The organism is Ruegeria sp. BG11 (assembly GCF_056538565.1).
In genome coordinates this window covers 23928-40886 of sequence record NZ_JBQFTH010000010.1, presented here as the reverse complement: position 1 = coordinate 40886, position 16959 = coordinate 23928, and the positions used below count along the sequence as shown (strand labels likewise).

Annotated in this window: 19 protein-coding genes, 1 other RNA gene and 1 riboswitch; of the genes, 9 read left to right on the top strand and 11 right to left on the bottom strand. The window is 58.4% G+C overall.

The window, feature by feature from the left end:
- Positions 1-8 precede the first annotated feature (8 nt).
- From ACR0JF_RS16340 to rnpB, 3 genes are all read left to right on the top strand, one after another.
- The gene (locus ACR0JF_RS16340; RefSeq protein WP_170662102.1) at positions 9-710 is read left to right on the top strand and encodes a hypothetical protein; all 702 of its coding nucleotides are present in this window, start codon (positions 9-11) and stop codon (positions 708-710) included.
- Positions 694-1377, top strand: a complete 684-nt coding sequence (locus tag ACR0JF_RS16335; protein ID WP_480669553.1) for an N-acetylmuramoyl-L-alanine amidase — start codon at positions 694-696, stop codon at positions 1375-1377. Before ACR0JF_RS16340 ends, ACR0JF_RS16335 begins: the two co-directional genes overlap by 17 nt.
- A gap of 126 nt (positions 1378-1503) precedes the next feature.
- Positions 1504-1903: RNase P RNA component class A (gene rnpB / locus ACR0JF_RS16330), an RNA gene on the top strand.
- Between the two features lie 9 nt (positions 1904-1912).
- On the opposite strand, the gene ACR0JF_RS16325 is transcribed toward rnpB, so the two are convergent.
- The 3 genes from ACR0JF_RS16325 to ACR0JF_RS16315 all read right to left on the bottom strand — a co-directional run bounded on the left by ACR0JF_RS16325 (position 1913) and on the right by ACR0JF_RS16315 (position 3791).
- Positions 1913-2245 carry a GYD domain-containing protein gene (locus tag ACR0JF_RS16325; protein ID WP_170662097.1) on the bottom strand — a complete coding sequence of 111 codons (333 nt, stop codon included), beginning with the start codon at positions 2243-2245 and terminating at the stop codon, positions 1913-1915.
- A gap of 76 nt (positions 2246-2321) precedes the next feature.
- On the bottom strand, positions 2322-3143 hold the full coding sequence (locus tag ACR0JF_RS16320) for a DUF2182 domain-containing protein (protein ID WP_170662095.1): 822 nt from the start codon (positions 3141-3143) through the stop codon (positions 2322-2324).
- Positions 3144-3155: 12 nt separating this feature from the next.
- Complete coding sequence (locus ACR0JF_RS16315; protein ID WP_170662093.1) at positions 3156-3791, bottom strand: DUF1326 domain-containing protein; 636 nt, start codon at positions 3789-3791, stop codon at positions 3156-3158.
- A 279-nt stretch (positions 3792-4070) separates the two neighbouring features.
- On the opposite strand from ACR0JF_RS16315, the gene rpmG reads away from it, so the two are divergent.
- Entirely contained in the window at positions 4071-4238 is a 168-nt protein-coding gene (gene rpmG / locus ACR0JF_RS16310) for a 50S ribosomal protein L33 (RefSeq protein WP_037309480.1), read from the top strand.
- Between the two features lie 208 nt (positions 4239-4446).
- Positions 4447-4953, top strand: coding sequence for a hypothetical protein (locus tag ACR0JF_RS16305; RefSeq protein WP_170374852.1), 507 nt, complete (start codon positions 4447-4449; stop codon positions 4951-4953).
- 92 nt (positions 4954-5045) lie between these two features.
- Here ACR0JF_RS16305 and ACR0JF_RS16300 read toward each other — a convergent pair whose 3' ends face one another.
- The 6 genes from ACR0JF_RS16300 to ACR0JF_RS16275 all read right to left on the bottom strand — a co-directional run bounded on the left by ACR0JF_RS16300 (position 5046) and on the right by ACR0JF_RS16275 (position 11404).
- Entirely contained in the window at positions 5046-5432 is a 387-nt protein-coding gene (locus ACR0JF_RS16300) for a pyrophosphohydrolase domain-containing protein (RefSeq protein ID WP_480669552.1), read from the bottom strand.
- Positions 5432-6403 (bottom strand): class 1b ribonucleoside-diphosphate reductase subunit beta, encoded by a 972-nt coding sequence (gene nrdF / locus ACR0JF_RS16295; protein ID WP_170662089.1) that lies wholly within the window; start codon positions 6401-6403, stop codon positions 5432-5434. Before nrdF ends, ACR0JF_RS16300 begins: the two co-directional genes overlap by 1 nt.
- Positions 6404-6414: 11 nt before the next feature.
- A complete protein-coding gene (nrdE, locus tag ACR0JF_RS16290) occupies positions 6415-8538 on the bottom strand; it encodes a class 1b ribonucleoside-diphosphate reductase subunit alpha (protein WP_170662087.1) in 2124 nt (707 codons plus the stop codon).
- Positions 8520-8933, bottom strand: a complete 414-nt coding sequence (nrdI, locus tag ACR0JF_RS16285) for a class Ib ribonucleoside-diphosphate reductase assembly flavoprotein NrdI (RefSeq protein WP_170662344.1) — start codon at positions 8931-8933, stop codon at positions 8520-8522. Before nrdI ends, nrdE begins: the two co-directional genes overlap by 19 nt.
- A gap of 15 nt (positions 8934-8948) precedes the next feature.
- Positions 8949-9170, bottom strand: coding sequence for a glutaredoxin-like protein NrdH (gene nrdH / locus ACR0JF_RS16280; RefSeq protein ID WP_170662085.1), 222 nt, complete (start codon positions 9168-9170; stop codon positions 8949-8951).
- An 85-nt stretch (positions 9171-9255) separates the two neighbouring features.
- Positions 9256-9447, bottom strand: a riboswitch (cobalamin riboswitch).
- A gap of 88 nt (positions 9448-9535) precedes the next feature.
- On the bottom strand, positions 9536-11404 hold the full coding sequence (locus tag ACR0JF_RS16275) for a DEAD/DEAH box helicase (protein ID WP_170662083.1): 1869 nt from the start codon (positions 11402-11404) through the stop codon (positions 9536-9538).
- A 237-nt stretch (positions 11405-11641) separates the two neighbouring features.
- On the opposite strand from ACR0JF_RS16275, the gene ACR0JF_RS16270 reads away from it, so the two are divergent.
- Positions 11642-12094: a hypothetical protein gene (locus ACR0JF_RS16270; protein ID WP_170662081.1), complete on the top strand. Its 453-nt coding sequence runs from the start codon at positions 11642-11644 to the stop codon at positions 12092-12094.
- 1331 nt (positions 12095-13425) lie between these two features.
- Here the strand turns inward: ACR0JF_RS16270 and ACR0JF_RS16265 are convergent.
- Positions 13426-13563, bottom strand: coding sequence for an entericidin A/B family lipoprotein (locus tag ACR0JF_RS16265; RefSeq protein ID WP_170374868.1), 138 nt, complete (start codon positions 13561-13563; stop codon positions 13426-13428).
- A 120-nt stretch (positions 13564-13683) separates the two neighbouring features.
- Positions 13684-14028 carry a metalloregulator ArsR/SmtB family transcription factor gene (locus ACR0JF_RS16260; protein ID WP_170662079.1) on the bottom strand — a complete coding sequence of 115 codons (345 nt, stop codon included), beginning with the start codon at positions 14026-14028 and terminating at the stop codon, positions 13684-13686.
- 325 nt (positions 14029-14353) lie between these two features.
- Here ACR0JF_RS16260 and ACR0JF_RS16255 point away from each other — a divergent pair, with 325 nt between their 5' ends.
- The 3 genes from ACR0JF_RS16255 (at position 14354) to ACR0JF_RS16245 (ending at position 16918) form a co-directional block, all read left to right on the top strand.
- On the top strand, positions 14354-14986 hold the full coding sequence (locus ACR0JF_RS16255) for an ATP-dependent Clp protease proteolytic subunit (protein ID WP_170662077.1): 633 nt from the start codon (positions 14354-14356) through the stop codon (positions 14984-14986).
- 133 nt (positions 14987-15119) lie between these two features.
- Positions 15120-16388 carry an ATP-dependent Clp protease ATP-binding subunit ClpX gene (gene clpX, locus ACR0JF_RS16250; RefSeq protein WP_170662075.1) on the top strand — a complete coding sequence of 423 codons (1269 nt, stop codon included), beginning with the start codon at positions 15120-15122 and terminating at the stop codon, positions 16386-16388.
- Positions 16389-16552: 164 nt separating this feature from the next.
- Positions 16553-16918, top strand: a complete 366-nt coding sequence (locus ACR0JF_RS16245) for a RidA family protein (RefSeq protein WP_170662073.1) — start codon at positions 16553-16555, stop codon at positions 16916-16918.
- Positions 16919-16959 lie beyond the last annotated feature (41 nt).

Genomic DNA, 16959 nt, shown 5'->3' with positions numbered 1-16959 from the left:
GGCGCAGCATGCGCTCTTTGCCCCTCATCGCGGCGATCTCGCTGATCGCCGCCTGTGATACGGTCACACCGATTGGCGGAACCGGTTTCAACACGCCCGAGTATCAGGCCCAGCGTGAGGCTCAACTGTCCGGGCAGGGGAACGTCGTAAACCCACTGCTTGCCCCGGTGGATGTTTCGGAGCAGGCCCTAGGTGCACAGGGTTCGGCGTCGAACCTGCCAGTTGCGACCGGTGCCAATGCCGATATTGCCAATCAGACGGCGGCGGCTTTGGCCAGCACTTCGGCGCAGCCAAAGGTCACTCCCGTGCCCAACAATACCGGTATCTCCGATGAACAGGATTTCGGAGCCGTGTCCGAGCGCCGCAGCATCGAATCCGACGCTGCCCGTATCGAACAGAACCGCCAGACCTACGAAGTGGTCGCCCCCACGGTCGTTCCTGAGCGCGGCAGCGACGGCCAGCCCAACATCGTGCAATACGCGCTCAGCACATCCAACCCGGTGGGCACCCAACTTTACAGCCGCGCGGGGTTCAACCTGCAGGCCAAAGCACAGCGCAACTGCGCGCAATTCCCCTCGCCAGATCAGGCCCAGATCGCCTTCCTGTCGAACGGAGGGCCACAACGCGACCGCAAAGGACTGGACCCGGATGGCGACGGCTATGCCTGCAGCTGGGACCCGAGCCCGTTCCGCAGTGCCATCAACAACTAAGCCTGCGCCGATCTGGCACCCATCCCCGAATTTCGGCCCTCGCCGCGACGGCCTGACGCCGACGCTGATTGTCCTGCACTACACCGCGATGGATAGCGCTCAGGCTGCGCTGGAGCGCCTCTGTGACCCACAAGCCGAGGTATCGGCGCATTACCTGATTGGTTCTGACGGTATGCTCTGGCAGATGGTGCGCGAAGAGGACCGTGCATGGCACGCCGGTGCGGGCGAGTGGCACGGTCAGACCGACATCAACTCGCGCTCCATCGGGATCGAACTGGATAACACCGGAGCACACCCTTTCTCGAATTTGCAATTGGCAACACTGGAAACCCTCCTGCCTCAGATCATGTCGCGCTGGGCGATTCCGCCCGAGGGCGTGATTGGCCATTCTGACATGGCCCCCGGCCGAAAAAGCGACCCCGGATCAAAGTTCGACTGGCAGCGGCTCGAACGTCAGGGTTTGGCCGCCGCACGCGGAACCCAAACCGCCCCGGCAGACATCACGTGCGACAACTTCCGCACACTGGCCCGCGCCGCAGGTTTCACTGCCGATGTCCCGAACGAGACGCTTCTGGCTGCCATCCGCCTTCGATACCGCCCTTGGGGCACCGGTCCGCTCTCCCCAGCCGATTTCAAGGCACTCAGCCCGGCCCCACGCACAACCTGATCCGCTCTTCATCTGGCCAAAAATATCCCGGGGATGAATTGGCTGCAGGCCAAGAAGGGGCTGGCCCCTTCCTCCGTCCCGTCCACTCTTGACGCGACCGAGAACACAGCATACCCAACCCTCTGCGCGGAGGGCCGGATGGCCGCTGGGGTCGCAAGACCCGAGAGGAAAGTCCGGACTCCACAAGGCAACGGTGCCGGGTAACGCCCGGGCGGGGCAACCCGACGGAAAGCGCCACAGAAATCAGACCGCCTGCGGCTTCGGTCAAAGGTAAGGGTGAAACGGTGGGGTAAGAGCCCACCGCGCCGCTGGCAACAGCGGCGGCACGGCAAGCCCCACCGGGAGCAATGCCAAATAGGGTCCCCGCGCGGGATGGTCGGCGTCTGCCGATACCACCGCTAAGCGCGTCTTGGCCGAGAGGGACCGGGTTGGCAGCTTGAGCCGCGCAGCAATGCGCGGCCTAGAGGAATGGTCATCGAAGGGGGCGACCCTGGAACAAGATCCGGCTTACAGGCCCTCCGCGCATATCCTATTGTCAGTTTCCGGGCGGCGTATAGGCCCCGACCAGTTTCGCAGCTTTCTTCTGAACCGCCACGAAGTCCTTGGCTTTCCAAGCCCTTACGGTTTCTATATTGGATACAGCGCCCGAGGCGGCGACCGCCATGCCCACCGCAACTGCGTCCGTCTCGTCTGGTGCTTCGCTGATGACCACCACGTCGTTATCCCCCGTGGTGATGTAGAAGGCCAAAAGCTTGGCACCGACCTTCTTCAACAGCGCTTTGACGGCGTCCGTCCGATCGGATGGTTTGCCGACCATCCCCTTCGCGCCTTTCTGTGAATAGGATGCATAGGTGATAAAAATAGACATGGATGCCTCCTGACTGAAGTTGAGGGACCTTTGATTGGGCCGGTCCTTTGGCCTGAAATCCGATCCGAGGCGTGCGCTAAGGCACGGCCACCAGCCAGACGCCAAGAATGATCAGCGTCGCACCGGTTGCAGGCACCAGCCACATGGCGCGCGGCATCAGCTTCTCCAACGCGACGTAAACGGCGACGCCGACGATCCAGTAGAGGTTCATCACTCCACCTACGAACAGCAGCAGCATCAGGGCCCAGCAGCAGCCGAGACAATAAGCTCCGTGCAGCGCGCCGGTGCGGAATGCGCCATGGGCGTAGGGTCTGTTGTGATCGGCTAAAAAACGCGCCGGACTACGGCAGTGGCGCAGACAGGCGGTTTTGAGGCTGGACAGTTGGTACAGCCCCGCTGCGATCATAACACACCCGGCCGCCGTCCGAGAGCGGATGGTCATCATCGGGCCATCGGACAGGCCAACAACTTCCAGCAGCCATTGTGCGCCGGTCGCCAGCACACTGAAGAAAGCCCAGGCCACCAGATAACCGGCCAGAAAAAACAGGCTTAGCCGCGCCGTATTGTCCTTATCCGGCCCGACCCGTTTCAAAGCCATGAACAGCAGAACAGTGGGGGCGGCGCTGGGCGTCATCATCGCGATCATCATCACCCACCACATTAGGAAGATCAGCACGGCATAAGCTGCCGTCCAATGCACCTCGGTCGCCATCTGCATTGGGTTGCCAATCGGGCGGGCCATCCGGGTCATGTCCACAGCGGTCATGTTCATGCCGATCCCGGCAATCGTGTACCACGAGGCGGCTAGAATGATCAGCGCGACACAGACCAGAACAACGCCACGGTCATGCCGAAGCACCCGATCGACCAAATGGCTCGGTGGTGGGGATTCAGTCATTGGACACCCTGCCTAAGCGCCCAGAACCCCATGTCCCGAGATGTTGAGATGCGCCAGATGCGCGTGGGTCGCATCAAAGGCCAGGCTGATCGCCGCGCCCGTGGTCTGGGCTGAGCCCGAGGCCGCCTCGGCGGTGCGATATTCGAACCCGTTGGGCAGATGGAACGCCGCTCGATGCGGATCGCCTGTTACGATATTGGGGATCGGTCTGACTTTCACATCGAACACACCGGTCACTTTCGCATAGCCGGTCCGATCCTCGCGGCTCCAGTTCAGTTCGATCGGAACGAACAGAGTTTCGTGTTTCTTGGGTGCCATCGCGCTGAACACGTACCACATGGTCGCCATTTCATCGGTGTCTTCGCCGGACATGATCGCCTGCAACGCAACGCGCTGATCGGCAGAGGCGCTTTCGTCGATGATCAACTGCATCTGGCCATTGCCTTCATGGATTGGGCCGGGCCAGTGATACACGCCTGCTGCCCGCACACCGGCAAGATCTGTGTCGCCGTAGTGGCCGGATTCAATATCGAACACGACGACGGCTTCGCAATTGCCATGGGTGGGTAGAACACTGAACTGGCATGGGCAGCCGAAGTTGCAGTTACAATTGGCCAGTTCTTCGGCCTGCAGTTTCCATTCTGTCATGATTAACCCCCAAACACGCTTAAACGTAATCTGCCGTTTTAGGGTCGAGCCTGATATGGATGCCTCGAAGGCCGGGCTTGGCGCCGGCTTTTGGGTCTTCCGAATTGCGCGACCATATCACGAAAGCGTGATTGCGCCAAATCCGGTGCAAGCGTGCAACTCAGCTTTTGTGCACCTCACTTGCGGAATCCGGTTGACTCGGGCGCGCGACGGGGTAAAAGCGCACGCTCATAGGAATTCAACCGGAAGGCCCTGCCTTTTCGGACGCAGGAGATAACCATGGCGAAGCCGACGACAATCAAGATCCGCCTGAACTCGACCGCGGGCACGGGCCACTTCTACGTGACCAAGAAAAACGCGCGTACGATGACCGAGAAAATGACTATTCGTAAATACGACCCGGTCGTTCGGAAACATGTCGAGTACAAGGAAGGCAAGATCAAGTAATCTGCCGTTCCAATTGGACATTTTGAAAAGGGCTCTGAGTTGTCAGAGCCCTTTTTCTTTTTGACGCGAACGCTGGCTTCGCCGTGTGAAAGGAACAGGTCCGTTGCAGGGACGCATCAGCGCCAGGCCCCTTCGCACCTGCCGCGGCTTGCTTTTTGCATCTCGCTACCGCTACGGTTTAGCAAATCGCCACAAAATGTTGACCGTCATGAAAAAAATCTTGCTACCGACAATCGCCGTTTTGACCCTCGCGGCTTGTGAAGACCCCTTCAATCGCCAAGGTGTCGGGTTCACCGGGATTGATGGTGAACCGCGCACGGTGTCCGATGTTCCGGGAGCCGTCGCCTTCTTACCGCCAGCGACCAATGTCCCGGCCGAGCTTGCGGAATTGCCGACTGTCTCGGTCCTGTCCGACAAGGTCGGGATCGATAAGATTGCCGGTGTGGCAATCGAAAATGGCGGTCAGTCGCCTGCAAACGCGGTGGAGCTATCGGGAAGCAGCCAGAACCTGTATCTGAGCACGGTGAATGTGAACGGTACCCTATTCGGAGTCGTTCGGACTCGCTCAAACAGCACTCGGGTCGATAACTCTGTGGGGGCGGCGTTTGGCAGAGAGACCGAACGCTTTACCGGTTGCCTGCCTGCAGGCGATGTCTACAGCAAGGGCTCATCCGATCGCAGCTCAGGCTTTGCGGTGCCGTTGAACTGCAGCTGATCCGGTTGAAGATCATTTGACGTGAAAAGGGGCGGGGATTTCCCCGCCCTGTTCATTTGCACCGATCGCTATTCGTCCCAATCAAGGCTGTGTTAGCCATCCTCAAGGATGCGGGCGAGGTCGGGCCGGCGGAAGGCCGGACCTTTCAGCACTTTGCCATCTTCGCGCAGAACCGGTTTCCCATCGGCGCCCAGCTTGGACATGTTCGAGGCGTGGACTCCCTCCATCGCAGCTTGTTTGACACTGTGAAGGCCGAATTCCAGAAAGGTGCCGTCCAGCACGTATTGGATGTCGCACAGGGCATCCAGCACCTCGACCAGATTGCGATCCTCGACCGCTGTGCGCAGCTCCGCAACTTCCTCTTCGAGGATCGCCAACCGCATCTGCGCGCGCGTCTCGGGGATTGCGGGTGCGTCCACGACCGGCACGTCAAAGGCTTCGTGCCAGTCCCGAACGATGGTCAGAGTGTCCTTTGCCATCAGAAATCCCAATCTTCGTCCTCGGTCGCTACAGCCTTGCCGATGACATAGGAGGAGCCGGAGCCCGAGAAGAAATCGTGGTTCTCGCTATCCGGGCTGAGGGCAGCCAGGATAGCCGGATTCACTTCGGAAACTTCCGGTGGGAACAGGGCCTCGAATCCAAGGTTCTGCAGCGCCTTGTTAGCGTTGTAGTGGAGGAAGACTTTTACGTCCTCGGTCAGGCCGAGCTCATCATAGAGTTCCTCGGTATACTGGTTCTCGATCCCGTAAAGCTCGAACATCAAGCCAAAGGCATAGTCCTTCAACTCCTGCTGTTCGGCTTCGGACAGCGTCTCGTAGCCGCGCTGGAACTTGTAGCCGATGTAATAGCCATGCACGGCCTCATCCCGGATGATCAGGCGGATCAGGTCGGCGGTGTTGGTCAGCTTGGCGCGGCTGGACCAGTACATTGGCAGATAGAAGCCGGAATAGAACAGGAAGCTTTCCAGAAACACCGACGCGATCTTACGTTTCAGCGGATCGTTGCCCGGAGCGTATGTGTTCAGGATTACCTCGGCCTTGGCCTGCAGATGCGGGTTTTCTTCGGACCAGCGGAACGCCTCTTCGATCTCTTTGGTCGAACAGAGCGTCGAGAAGATCGAGGAATAGCTGCGCGCATGTATCGCCTCCATAAAGGCGATGTTGGTCAGTACGGCCTCTTCATGCGGAGTGACGGCATCCGGCATCAGAGCAGGGGCACCGACCGTGTTCTGAATCGTGTCCAGCAGGGTCAGGCCAGTGAAGACGCGGATGGTCAGTTGTTTTTCGTGATCCGTCAGCGTCGCCCAGCTTTGGATATCGTTTGACAGCGGCACCTTCTCGGGCAGCCAGAAGTTGACCGTCAGGCGGTTCCAGACCTCAAGGTCTTTGTCATCCTCCAGCCGGTTCCAGTTGATGGCGCGGGGGATCTTGGTTTGGATCATGTCTTTCATATCGTTTCCCCTTACAGCGAGCAGGATACGCAGCCCTGCACCTCGGTCCCTTCAAGGGCCTCCTGGCGCAGACGCACGTAATAAATGGTTTTGATACCTTTCTTCCACGCGTAGATTTGCGCGCGGTTGATATCGCGGGTCGTGGCCTCGGCCGGGAAGAACAGGGTCAGCGACAGCCCCTGATCCACATGCTCGGTCGCCGCGGCATAGGTGTCGATCAGAGCCTCGGGGCCGATCTCATAGGCATCGCGGTAGTATTCGAGGTTGTCATTGTTCATGAAAGCCGCCGGATAGTAGACGCGGCCGATCTTGCCCTCTTTGCGGATTTCGATCTTCGAGACGATGGGGTGAATCGAAGAGGTCGAGTTGTTGATATAGCTGATCGAACCGGTGGGCGGCACCGCCTGAAGGTTGCGGTTATAGAGGCCGTGTTTCACCACATCTGCCTTCAATGCTGCCCAGTCGTCGCGTGTGGGCAGGGTCATGTCATCGAACAGAGCCTTCACCCGATCGCTTTCGGGAAGCCAGTCACGGGTGGTGTATTTGTCGAAGAATGTGCCCGAGGCGTAGTCGGAGGTCTCGAACCCCTTAAACGACGCCTTGCGTTCCTGCGCCAGTTCGCAGGAGGTGCGGATCGCGTGATAGGCCACGGTCGCGAAATACACGGATGTGAACTCGATACCCTCAGGCGAGCCATAGTGGATATGTTCGCGCGCGAGGAACCCGTGCAGGTTCATCTGCCCCAGACCAATCGCGTGACTTTCATCATTGCCCCGACGCACCGACGGCACCGAGTCGATTGCCGACATTTCGGACACCGCCGTCAGCGCGCGGATCGCAGCGCCAACAGTGCGGCCCAAATCACCGCCATCCATCGTCTTGGCAATATTCAGCGAGCCGAGGTTGCAGGAGATATCCGTGCCTAGATGCGCATAGCTGAGGTCATCGTTAAATTCGGACGCTTCATTGACCTGCAAAATCTCGGAACACAGGTTCGACATGTTGATCCGGCCCGCAATGGGGTTCATCCGGTTCACCGTGTCTTCGAACATCACGTAGGGGTAACCGGATTCGAACTGAATCTCGGCGATGGTCTGGAAGAATTCACGCGCATTGACCTTGGATTTACGGATGCGCTTGTCATCGACCATCTCGTGATATTTCTCGGTTACCGAGATTTCCGAGAACGGCACGCCATAGACCTTTTCTACGTCATGGGGCGAGAACAGGTACATATCAGCGTTTTTCTTCGCCAACTCGAAAGTGATGTCGGGGATCACCACGCCAAGGCTCAGCGTTTTGATACGGATTTTCTCATCGGCGTTTTCGCGTTTGGTGTCGAGGAAGCGTATGATGTCCGGGTGGTGCGCGTTCAGATACACCGCACCCGCACCTTGCCGCGCGCCAAGCTGATTGGCGTAGGAGAAGCTGTCTTCCAGCAGTTTCATCACCGGGATCACGCCGGAGGATTGGTTCTCAATGCCCTTAATCGGTGCGCCGTGCTCGCGGATGTTGGTCAGCAGCAGCGCTACACCTCCACCGCGTTTGGACAGTTGCAGGGCCGAGTTGATGCCGCGCCCGATGCTCTCCATGTTGTCCTCAAGCCGCAGCAGGAAGCATGAGATCAACTCCCCGCGTGAGGCTTTGCCCGCGTTCAGGAAGGTGGGCGTCGCAGGCTGGAAACGGCCGTCGAGGATTTCTTCCATGAAGGACAGGGCCAGTGCCTCATCGCCGCGCGCCAGCGCCAGCGCGGTCATGACGACGCGGTCTTCATAGCGTTCCAGGAACCGCTGCCCGTCACGGGTTTTCAGCGTATATGAGGTGTAATATTTGAATGCGCCCAGAAAGGTCGGGAACCGGAACTTCTTGGCATAGGCCGCATCCCAGATCTTCCGCATGAAGTTCTTGGAATACTGGTCCAGAACAGCCTCTTCATAGTAGCCCTCGGACACCAGATATCCCAGCTTTTCATCCAGCGAGTGGAAGAACACGGTGTTCTGGTTGACGTGCTGCAGGAAATACTGCCGCGCGGCCATACGGTCGGCATCGAACCGGATCTTCCCCTCACCATCGTAGAGGTTCAGCATCGCGTTCAACGCGTGATAGTCCTGCTCGTTTACGCTGCTGTCGAGCATAGGTGTCTCCCTAGTTTTTCCAGCCCGGCGCGGACGCGGGCGATGTCGGTCTCTGTTCCGGCCAGCTCAAACGTATAGAGCAGCGGTACGTTGCATTTCTGGGCGATGATGCGACCGGCCAAAGCGTAGGTCGCACCGAAATTGCGGTTGCCTGTGCCGATCACTCCAACGATCCCGGCGCGTCTGTCCGGGTCGTTCAGAAACCGGATCACCTGTTTCGGAACCGCTCCGCGCCCTTCGCCATCGGCATAGGTGGGGCTGATCAGCACGTAGGAGTGTCCGGGGTCAGGCAACGGGTCCGTTCCATTCGGAATGCGGAAAGAAGTCAGGCCCAGCCGCGAGACAAAGCGGTGGGTGTTTCCGGATTTCGATGAGAAATAGACCAGCGCCGGGATCGGCGCGGCCATGGTTCAGGCCAGTTGGGCGATCATGTCCGGGCGGAAACCCGACCAGTGATCACTGCCCGCCACAACGACAGGGGCCTGACGATAGCCCAGCTCGGTCACATGGATCATGGCGCTGTCGTCCTGGGTCAGGTCGATGACGTCATAGGTGATGCCTTTTGCATCCAGCGCGCGGGTGGTGGCGGTGCATTGTACGCATGCGGGTTTGGAATATACGGTAATGCTCATGTCGTCCTCTGTCCTTTTAATGAATGCCGAGGACGCTGCGGGCAAAATGCCCCCTGAACACGCCCCCGAACCCTCCGTTCGCGGTTCTCTTTCTTTGCTTACGGCAGGTCTCCTGGCTCGCGGATTGATGTTCGGACTGGCCTTCCCAAAAGCACGCTTTCAGTGGCGTATTCAGCCGAACTCTCCGCTTACAGTTGCGGGGGCAGCGCCGGTTTTTCACCGGTTTCCCTCTTAGCTTTCAACAGGAATCGAAAGAACCGAAGCAACACCATATTGGGGCTGGTGGCGACATGTTGTCAATATATGGTGTGGCGAAGAAAATAAATTTCTTCGCTTGCACAACCTGTCGCGGGCGCTAGGGCGGTCTACTTTTTCCGCTTGGGCATCGCGTTGCCACCCTTCATCGCAGCCGCCCGCGCGCGGTTTTTCTTGCTGCTTGGCTTGCCTCTGGGTGGAGGCGGGCCTTTCGGACGGCGCGCGGGCTTCTTTTGCTGATCGCCCGAAGGGGCCTCATCTCGTTTGGGCCGCGTTTCGGGTTTTGGCTTCTCGGCCGGTTTTCGGCGCGGTTTTGCGGGCTGAGGCTCAGCCGCGCGGGCCGGGCGTTCGGGGCGCTTCTTGCCTTTGAAGTCGCGCTTGGGACCTTTGCGGCCACCACCGGAAAGGGCGGGCGGCGCGTCCAGTTGCACCAGGGTCTTGGTACCTTCGACCGTCATCTCCGGGCCAATGGCCTTCAGGAAACCTTCAACGCTGCTTTCGCGAATCTCGATATAGCTTTCGGTGTCGGCAATGCGGATCGCGCCGATATCGTCTTTGGTGATCTTGCCCGCCTTGCACAACATGGGCAGCAGATAGCGCGGCGATGCGTTCTCGTTGTGTCCCTCCGACAGCGAAAACCACACGCTCGGTCCTAAAGGCACGTTCGGCTTTGGCGCGGTATCTTGTGCGTCGCTCAGCTCCTCCGGGGCGGAATGCTTGCGCCCGTATTGACGCAGATAGGCCGCCGCGAGTTGCTGCGGTGAAAAGCGCGAGACCAGATCATCAACCAGTGCGCTTTCGCCCTCGGTGACATCCACGGTCCAGTCGTCCGAGCTGAACATCCGCTGCATGTCCTGCGCCTGAACCTCATCGGCCGAGGGTGCAGACCCCCAATCGGCTGTCAGCTTGGCGAATTTCAGCAGGCGTTGCGCCTTTTTGAACGATGCAGGCGGTATGACCAGCGCGCTGACGCCTTTCCGCCCGGCGCGTCCGGTTCGGCCCGAGCGGTGCAGCAGCGTTTCATGGCTGTTCGGCAGTTCCGCATGGATCACCAGATCAAGATTCGGCAGGTCGATGCCGCGCGCGGCCACATCGGTCGCCACACAGACCCGGGCGCGTCCGTCGCGCATGGCTTGCAACGCGTTCGAACGTTCGCTCTGCGTCAGCTCTCCGGACAGGGCCACGACCGAGAATCCACGATTCGACAGCCGCGCCGTCAGGCGGCTGACCATGGCGCGGGTGTTGCAGAAGATGATGGCGTTGGGGGCCTCATAGAAGCGCAGCACGTTGATGATTGCATTCTCACCATCGCGCGGGGCCACATTCATCGCGCGGTATTCGATATCGGCATGTTGTGTGCGCTCGCTGACGGTGCTGACACGCTCGGCATCGCGTTGGTAGCGGGCGGCGAGGGAGGTGATGGCGCGGGGAACCGTCGCGGAAAACAGCAGCGTCTGACGCTCAGACGGGGTTTGTTCCAGAATGAACTCAAGATCTTCGCGGAAGCCCAGGTCGAGCATTTCGTCGGCTTCGTCCAGCACTACGGCGCGCACGGCGGTCAGGTCAATCGACTCGCGCATGATATGGTCGCGGAGACGGCCCGGCGTTGCGACCACGATATGCGCGCCGCGCGCCAGCGCCCGCCGCTCGTCTCGCATATCCATGCCGCCGACACAGGACGCGATGAACGCGCCTGCATCCGCATAGAGCCATGCCAGTTCGCGTTTGACCTGCATCGCCAATTCGCGCGTTGGTGCGATGACCAGTGCCAAAGGCGCGCCCGCCGTATCGAATACATCCACGTCGCCCAGAACGGTCGGAGCGATGGCGAGGCCGAAGCCAATAGTTTTCCCCGATCCGGTCTGTGCCGAAACCAACATGTCGCGCCCTTGCAGGTCGGGCGCTGATACGGCGGTTTGGACAGGGGTCAGCGTGTCATACCCTTTGCGATCAAGGGCGTCTTGAAGTGTCTGTTTCATGGCTCGGCTCATTGGGATGCTGCGGTCACCCTCAGAGCGTCTTGTACGCGGATGATCGTTGAAGGGCTCTCCTTACCGAGTGAGACGCCGGATGTATAGAGCGGAAAGCGGGCTGTGCGATCAAACGCTGCATGAACGCTTGATGAAGGTTCCTTCAGGAAAGTTGTAACCCATCACACTCCTCCCAATCTGTTGAACACAGCCAGAGATGGCACCGATTTCAGGGAGAAAGAGACCATGACCAGATTTATGACTGCCGGAGCAGCCGCTCTGGCCACGAGCCTAGCCCTTGGCGCTGCCGCTGCCGCCGAAACCACGCCTGATCTGCGCGGTATTTGGACGGCCAGTCAGACTACAGTTTCGCCGTCGAATTCGGCTACCGGCGATGCTCCGCGATTTAACCAGTCGGAATGGGTGCTCGAAATTCAGGCTCAGAACGACAATGTGTTCTGGGGACCGAGTATGTGGCGTCGCAATGCCATGGATGACTGGACGATGTACGAGGCCACCGGTTCCATTAGCCAGGATGGCTCGGGAAAGATCGGGATCGTCGAAAGCTCGGCCGAGCCAGCGATTGGCGTAAACGCTTTGATCGACGCGCGCTACGAGGATGGGCGAATTTACGCGGATTTCCGTAGCCTGCGGACTGGAACAACCTACAGCACTGTTCTGGAACGTCAGGTGAACTGAAGCGTTTTCGGTCCGGCCGGACTGTAGGGGGTACAGACTGTCGCCTGATTTTGACTGCGACAGAATAGTAGGTAAACCGTCCGGGTCGGAACGCTTCTCAATATCGGAAAACTCGTCTCCATAGGGAGGAGGCGGACCGGACGGTGATTTCGCCGCTCGCGACATGATCCATGATATGCCGGGTTTACACGCGGTGTTCCTCGGCCCGGGGTATTCGGATCTCGCGATCCTTCAGCGCGAAGTCGCGCGCGGTGAAAAATTCGCCTTCCGGTCCAAGCTTCATTTTAGAAGTATGGCATCCTATCCGCCATATGCCGCAAGTTCTGCTGGGAGGATTTGTCCAGTCGATCTTTTGCGAACTTATCTGTTTTGCCTCCAAGACCGACTTCAGCACGGCTGGCGTTTTTAAGCGTCGGTTAAGAACCAATACCGGGCGCAAGCCTCACTCTAAATACCGTCTTGTACATGTGCTCGACAGCGCATGTTTTTAGTAGGGAACTTAGCCCCGTTTCGGTCCGAACGATTCGGTTCTGCGGACGGTGCGGCGTTGTCAGTTCCTGCAATTTGCGATCAGTTTATCGTCTGTTGCCGTTTGCACCTGCAGCAAATCGCAATATTCCGGTCAGAGTTTGGCGAAAAGAGTTTTGCAATTATAACCCTACGTGGTTGTCGAGAAATCCGGAGTTATCCACAGTACCCTCCCGGCAGATATCAACAACTTATCCCCGTCTGATTTCCATGCTGCAGTGCTATTTTCTTGCCCGATAGAGGGTGCAATGCAAGATTGGTTTCACCGCTGGAGTTCCTCGGATCAGAAGGCGGGATGCAAAGGCCAAGGGGGTCTACGCAGGAGATGTTGATCTTAGGATTGGCGTTATTTTGCAAGGACTTACCGGTGGGTGGTGCATCGAGTTGGGGCTTCTTGCCTTGGGTCGACGGATCATCTTCTCAAATGGACTTTGTGCGTCGCGGCGACTTTCGAGTTTGTGGCGGCGGCTGCGGTTCCTTCGGGGGCCGGGGCAACTGGTTCGAAGTGGTCTTAGGACAAACTTCGTCCGGGTAAGGCGTCAGGGGTTGCCCGCAAGGGCGCATGCAAAGACCGCGTCTGCGCACCTGACGCCTTTTCCCTTGCTGGCTTCATGCAGGCTACCACCCACCCCTCTTCAGAATGGGAACGGGGCTCTTTCGCATGTGCAAAAGAGCCCCGTGTTAACGTCAGATGATGCAATGCCGCGTCTATGCACCTGTTCGTACACAATACTCAGTTTAGCCCGCCGCATCAACAATATATTGCGTGCGTCATCCTGCGGCCCGCAAGATGAAGGCATGAATCAGAGGTTTTCCTGCACGTCCGAGGCTGCGTTCTGGATCGCATCGCCCGCTTTTTCGATGTCTTTACCTGCGCCTTTGGCGGTTTCACAGGCGGTCAGTGCAAACAGGCTCAGGCCAATCAGAATTGCGCGGATCATGTTTTTCTCCTTCATGCTCGATCAGGCCTTCGGTAGCAGTATCTTACTGAGGAGGCTAGCACTTATGCGGTTTACCGGGGGTCGCGCTGCGTCTACGCCTGCGGCCTGCCGGGTAAACTATTAGTGCCCTGTGTTTTCGCTGCAGAACAGCTCATATACGGTTTCCAGCATCCGACGGGGCTTGTCATCGGCCAGTCGGTAATAGATCGCTTTACCGTCGCGGCGGGGCGTCACCAGCCCCTCCAGCCGCAAGCGCGACAATTGCTGCGACACGGCGGCTTGGCGAGCGGACAACAGGGTCTCAAGCTCGGTAACAGATTTCTCGCCCGACGCCAGATGGCACAGGATCATCAGACGCCCTTCGTGGCTAATCGCCTTAAGAAAATTCGCCGCCCTCGACGCGTTTTCGACCATGTGGTCAAGCTCTGCCAAAGGGGTGTCCTGGTTTACTTGGGGTAGTGCCATCTAAACTTCGTTCCTTACTATCCCGCTGTGGGTGGAGCCAGAGATATAATTCGTTCCGGATAAGTACATCCAATTTACTTGTTTTGCACTTTTTCGCCCATATGCATGCATCAAAATACTGTGATCAAAGAAGCGGTGAACAAAAAAGCGCCGTTTTCGGCCCTGTGTGCAAGGTGAGCCAAAGACAAGGGCCGCCATATCTTGCGAACAGTTTGCAAGGTCGTTCTTGCTGGCCCCCCTTGCAGCCCCCCAATGGCGACACTAAGACTCGGGTAACTCTTGTTGGGATAATGTCCCGATCCATAGCAAAGCAGGCAGGTTCCGAATGTTCGATCCAGTAGACACCTATATGAATACGCTCGTGCCCATGGTCGTTGAGCAGACCAGCCGGGGGGAGCGCGCCTATGACATTTTCTCGCGCCTGCTCAAAGAGCGGATCATCTTCATCAACGGTCCGATTCACGACGGGATGAGCCATCTGATCGTCGCGCAGTTGTTGCATCTTGAGGCGGAAAACCCGAACAAGGAAATCTCGATCTACATCAACTCGCCCGGCGGCGTGGTGACCAGCGGTTTGTCGATTTACGACACAATGCAGTACATCAAGCCGAAATGTTCCACATTGGTCATCGGTCAGGCGGCCTCGATGGGCTCGGTTCTGCTGGCCGGCGGTGAGACGGGCATGCGCTTTTCGTTGCCCAACAGCCGGATCATGGTTCACCAGCCCAGCGGCGGATATCAGGGTCAGGCCAGCGATATCATGATCCATGCCGCCGAGACGCAGAAGCTAAAAGATCGCTTGTATGACATCTACGTACGTCACACGGGTCAGACCAAGAAGGCTGTTGAAAAGGCTCTGGATCGTGACAATTTCATGAGTCCGGAAGAGGCCAAGGATTGGGGCCACATCGACGAGATCGTCGAAAACCGTGCCAAGATGGATACGGAAGAGGCCTAAAAAACGCGTCCCGCGCGCCAAGTGCGGGGCCATTTTGAGATTGTAGCCGCCAGAGCGCTGGCCTAAGCTGCACGAACATGCGCAAGCGCGCCCCAAAGGTAGGGGCGCAGAGACGAAGCCCGAAAGGTAGATCATGGCGACGAATTCAGGCGGTGACGGCAAAAACACGCTCTACTGCAGCTTTTGTGGAAAAAGCCAGCATGAGGTGCGCAAGCTGATCGCAGGCCCGACCGTTTTCATTTGTGATGAATGCGTCGAGCTGTGCATGGACATTATTCGCGAGGAAACAAAGGCCAGCGGTCTGAAATCCTCGGACGGGGTGCCGACACCCAAGGATATCTGTGAGGTTCTGGACGATTACGTGATCGGTCAAGCCACTGCCAAGCGGGTTCTGTCGGTTGCGGTCCATAACCACTACAAGCGTCTTAACCACGCCCAGAAATCGGGCAGCGATATTGAATTGGCCAAATCGAACATCCTGCTGATCGGCCCGACGGGTTGCGGCAAGACGCTGCTGGCCCAGACACTGGCGCGTATTCTGGATGTGCCGTTCACCATGGCTGACGCGACGACGCTGACCGAAGCTGGCTATGTGGGTGAGGATGTTGAGAACATCATCCTGAAGCTGCTCCAGGCCAGCGAATACAATGTCGAACGAGCGCAGCGTGGCATCGTCTATATCGACGAGGTCGACAAGATCACGCGCAAATCCGAAAACCCGTCGATCACGCGTGACGTCTCGGGTGAGGGTGTGCAGCAGGCATTGCTGAAACTGATGGAAGGCACCGTCGCCTCGGTTCCACCTCAGGGTGGCCGTAAACATCCGCAGCAGGAGTTCCTGCAGGTTGACACCACTAATATCCTGTTCATCTGTGGCGGCGCGTTTGCCGGTCTGGATCGGATCATCGCGCAGCGCGGCAAAGGCTCGGCAATGGGCTTTGGCGCTGACGTACGCGACAATGATGAGCGTGGCGTTGGCGAAATCTTCCAGGACCTCGAGCCGGAAGATCTGCTGAAATTCGGGTTGATCCCGGAATTCGTCGGTCGTCTGCCGGTTCTGGCGACGTTGGAGGATCTGGACGAGGACGCTCTGGTGACCATCCTGACCAAACCCAAGAATGCTCTGGTCAAACAATATCAGCGTTTGTTCGAGCTGGAGGACGCGGAACTGTCCTTTACCGATGAGGCGCTGAAATCGATCGCCAAGAAAGCGATCGAGCGTAAAACCGGCGCTCGGGGGCTGCGTTCGATCCTCGAAGATATCCTGCTGGATACGATGTTCGAACTTCCGGGGCTCAAGAATGTGACCGAAGTGGTCGTAAACGAAGAGGCCGTGACCTCTGACTCTCAGCCGTTGATCATCTATGCGGATGCCGTGCCAGAGACGGCGTCAGCTGGCTAAGGGGTAAGGGGGCGCTGCCCCCGCCGCCCTTCAGGCGCCTCCCCCGTGGTATTTCCAACCAGATGAACAGGGGATCCTTTACTTCATCTGGCCATAAATATCCCGGAGCGCGAGGCAGAGCCTCGCAAAATCTCATGACATTCAAATTCTCGGAGAAATGAGCCGTGTCCGCAATCAAGCGTATCTCTTCAGGTGGTGAATTTGAGGGCAAGGTTGGCTATTGCCGAGCAGTGGTGGCCGGAGGGTGGGTTCACGTTTCCGGCACTGTTGGGCAGGGTAGTGGCGTTGTCGATCAATGCAGATCAGCATTGGACGTCATCGGGAAAGCCTTGGATGAGGCGGGCGCAGGTTTCGCCGATGTTGTTCGTGTGACCTACATGCTGCCCGACCGGACCGATTTCGAGCCTTGCTGGCCCGTGTTGTCCGAGGTTTTTGGAGCCAATCCTCCAGCCGCGACGATGATTGAATGCGGTTTGATCGACCCCAAATACCGGATCGAGATCGAAGTGACCGCTTTATTGCCGCAGTGACGCAGTCACGCGGCGGGTACTGGACCTTGGCGCGCCTTTGG

Excerpts from the sequence above, each read along its gene's own strand:
- ACR0JF_RS16340 (WP_170662102.1), top strand. The coding sequence starts at position 9 with ATGCGCTCTTTGCCCCTCATCGCGGCGATCTCGCTGATCGCCGCCTGT.
- ACR0JF_RS16300 (WP_480669552.1), bottom strand. The coding sequence starts at position 5,432 with ATGGCAAAGGACACTCTGACCATCGTTCGGGACTGGCACGAAGCCTTT.
- clpX (WP_170662075.1), top strand. The coding sequence starts at position 15,120 with ATGGCGACGAATTCAGGCGGTGACGGCAAAAACACGCTCTACTGCAGC.
- nrdF (WP_170662089.1), bottom strand. The coding sequence starts at position 6,403 with ATGAAAGACATGATCCAAACCAAGATCCCCCGCGCCATCAACTGGAAC.
- ACR0JF_RS16270 (WP_170662081.1), top strand. The coding sequence starts at position 11,642 with ATGACCAGATTTATGACTGCCGGAGCAGCCGCTCTGGCCACGAGCCTA.
- ACR0JF_RS16260 (WP_170662079.1), bottom strand. The coding sequence starts at position 14,028 with ATGGCACTACCCCAAGTAAACCAGGACACCCCTTTGGCAGAGCTTGAC.
- ACR0JF_RS16315 (WP_170662093.1), bottom strand. The coding sequence starts at position 3,791 with ATGACAGAATGGAAACTGCAGGCCGAAGAACTGGCCAATTGTAACTGC.
- nrdE (WP_170662087.1), bottom strand. The coding sequence starts at position 8,538 with ATGCTCGACAGCAGCGTAAACGAGCAGGACTATCACGCGTTGAACGCG.
- ACR0JF_RS16265 (WP_170374868.1), bottom strand. The coding sequence starts at position 13,563 with ATGATCCGCGCAATTCTGATTGGCCTGAGCCTGTTTGCACTGACCGCC.
- ACR0JF_RS16255 (WP_170662077.1), top strand. The coding sequence starts at position 14,354 with ATGTTCGATCCAGTAGACACCTATATGAATACGCTCGTGCCCATGGTC.
- nrdH (WP_170662085.1), bottom strand. The coding sequence starts at position 9,170 with ATGAGCATTACCGTATATTCCAAACCCGCATGCGTACAATGCACCGCC.
- ACR0JF_RS16325 (WP_170662097.1), bottom strand. The coding sequence starts at position 2,245 with ATGTCTATTTTTATCACCTATGCATCCTATTCACAGAAAGGCGCGAAG.
- ACR0JF_RS16275 (WP_170662083.1), bottom strand. The coding sequence starts at position 11,404 with ATGAAACAGACACTTCAAGACGCCCTTGATCGCAAAGGGTATGACACG.
- ACR0JF_RS16320 (WP_170662095.1), bottom strand. The coding sequence starts at position 3,143 with ATGACTGAATCCCCACCACCGAGCCATTTGGTCGATCGGGTGCTTCGG.
- ACR0JF_RS16305 (WP_170374852.1), top strand. The coding sequence starts at position 4,447 with ATGAAAAAAATCTTGCTACCGACAATCGCCGTTTTGACCCTCGCGGCT.
- rpmG (WP_037309480.1), top strand. The coding sequence starts at position 4,071 with ATGGCGAAGCCGACGACAATCAAGATCCGCCTGAACTCGACCGCGGGC.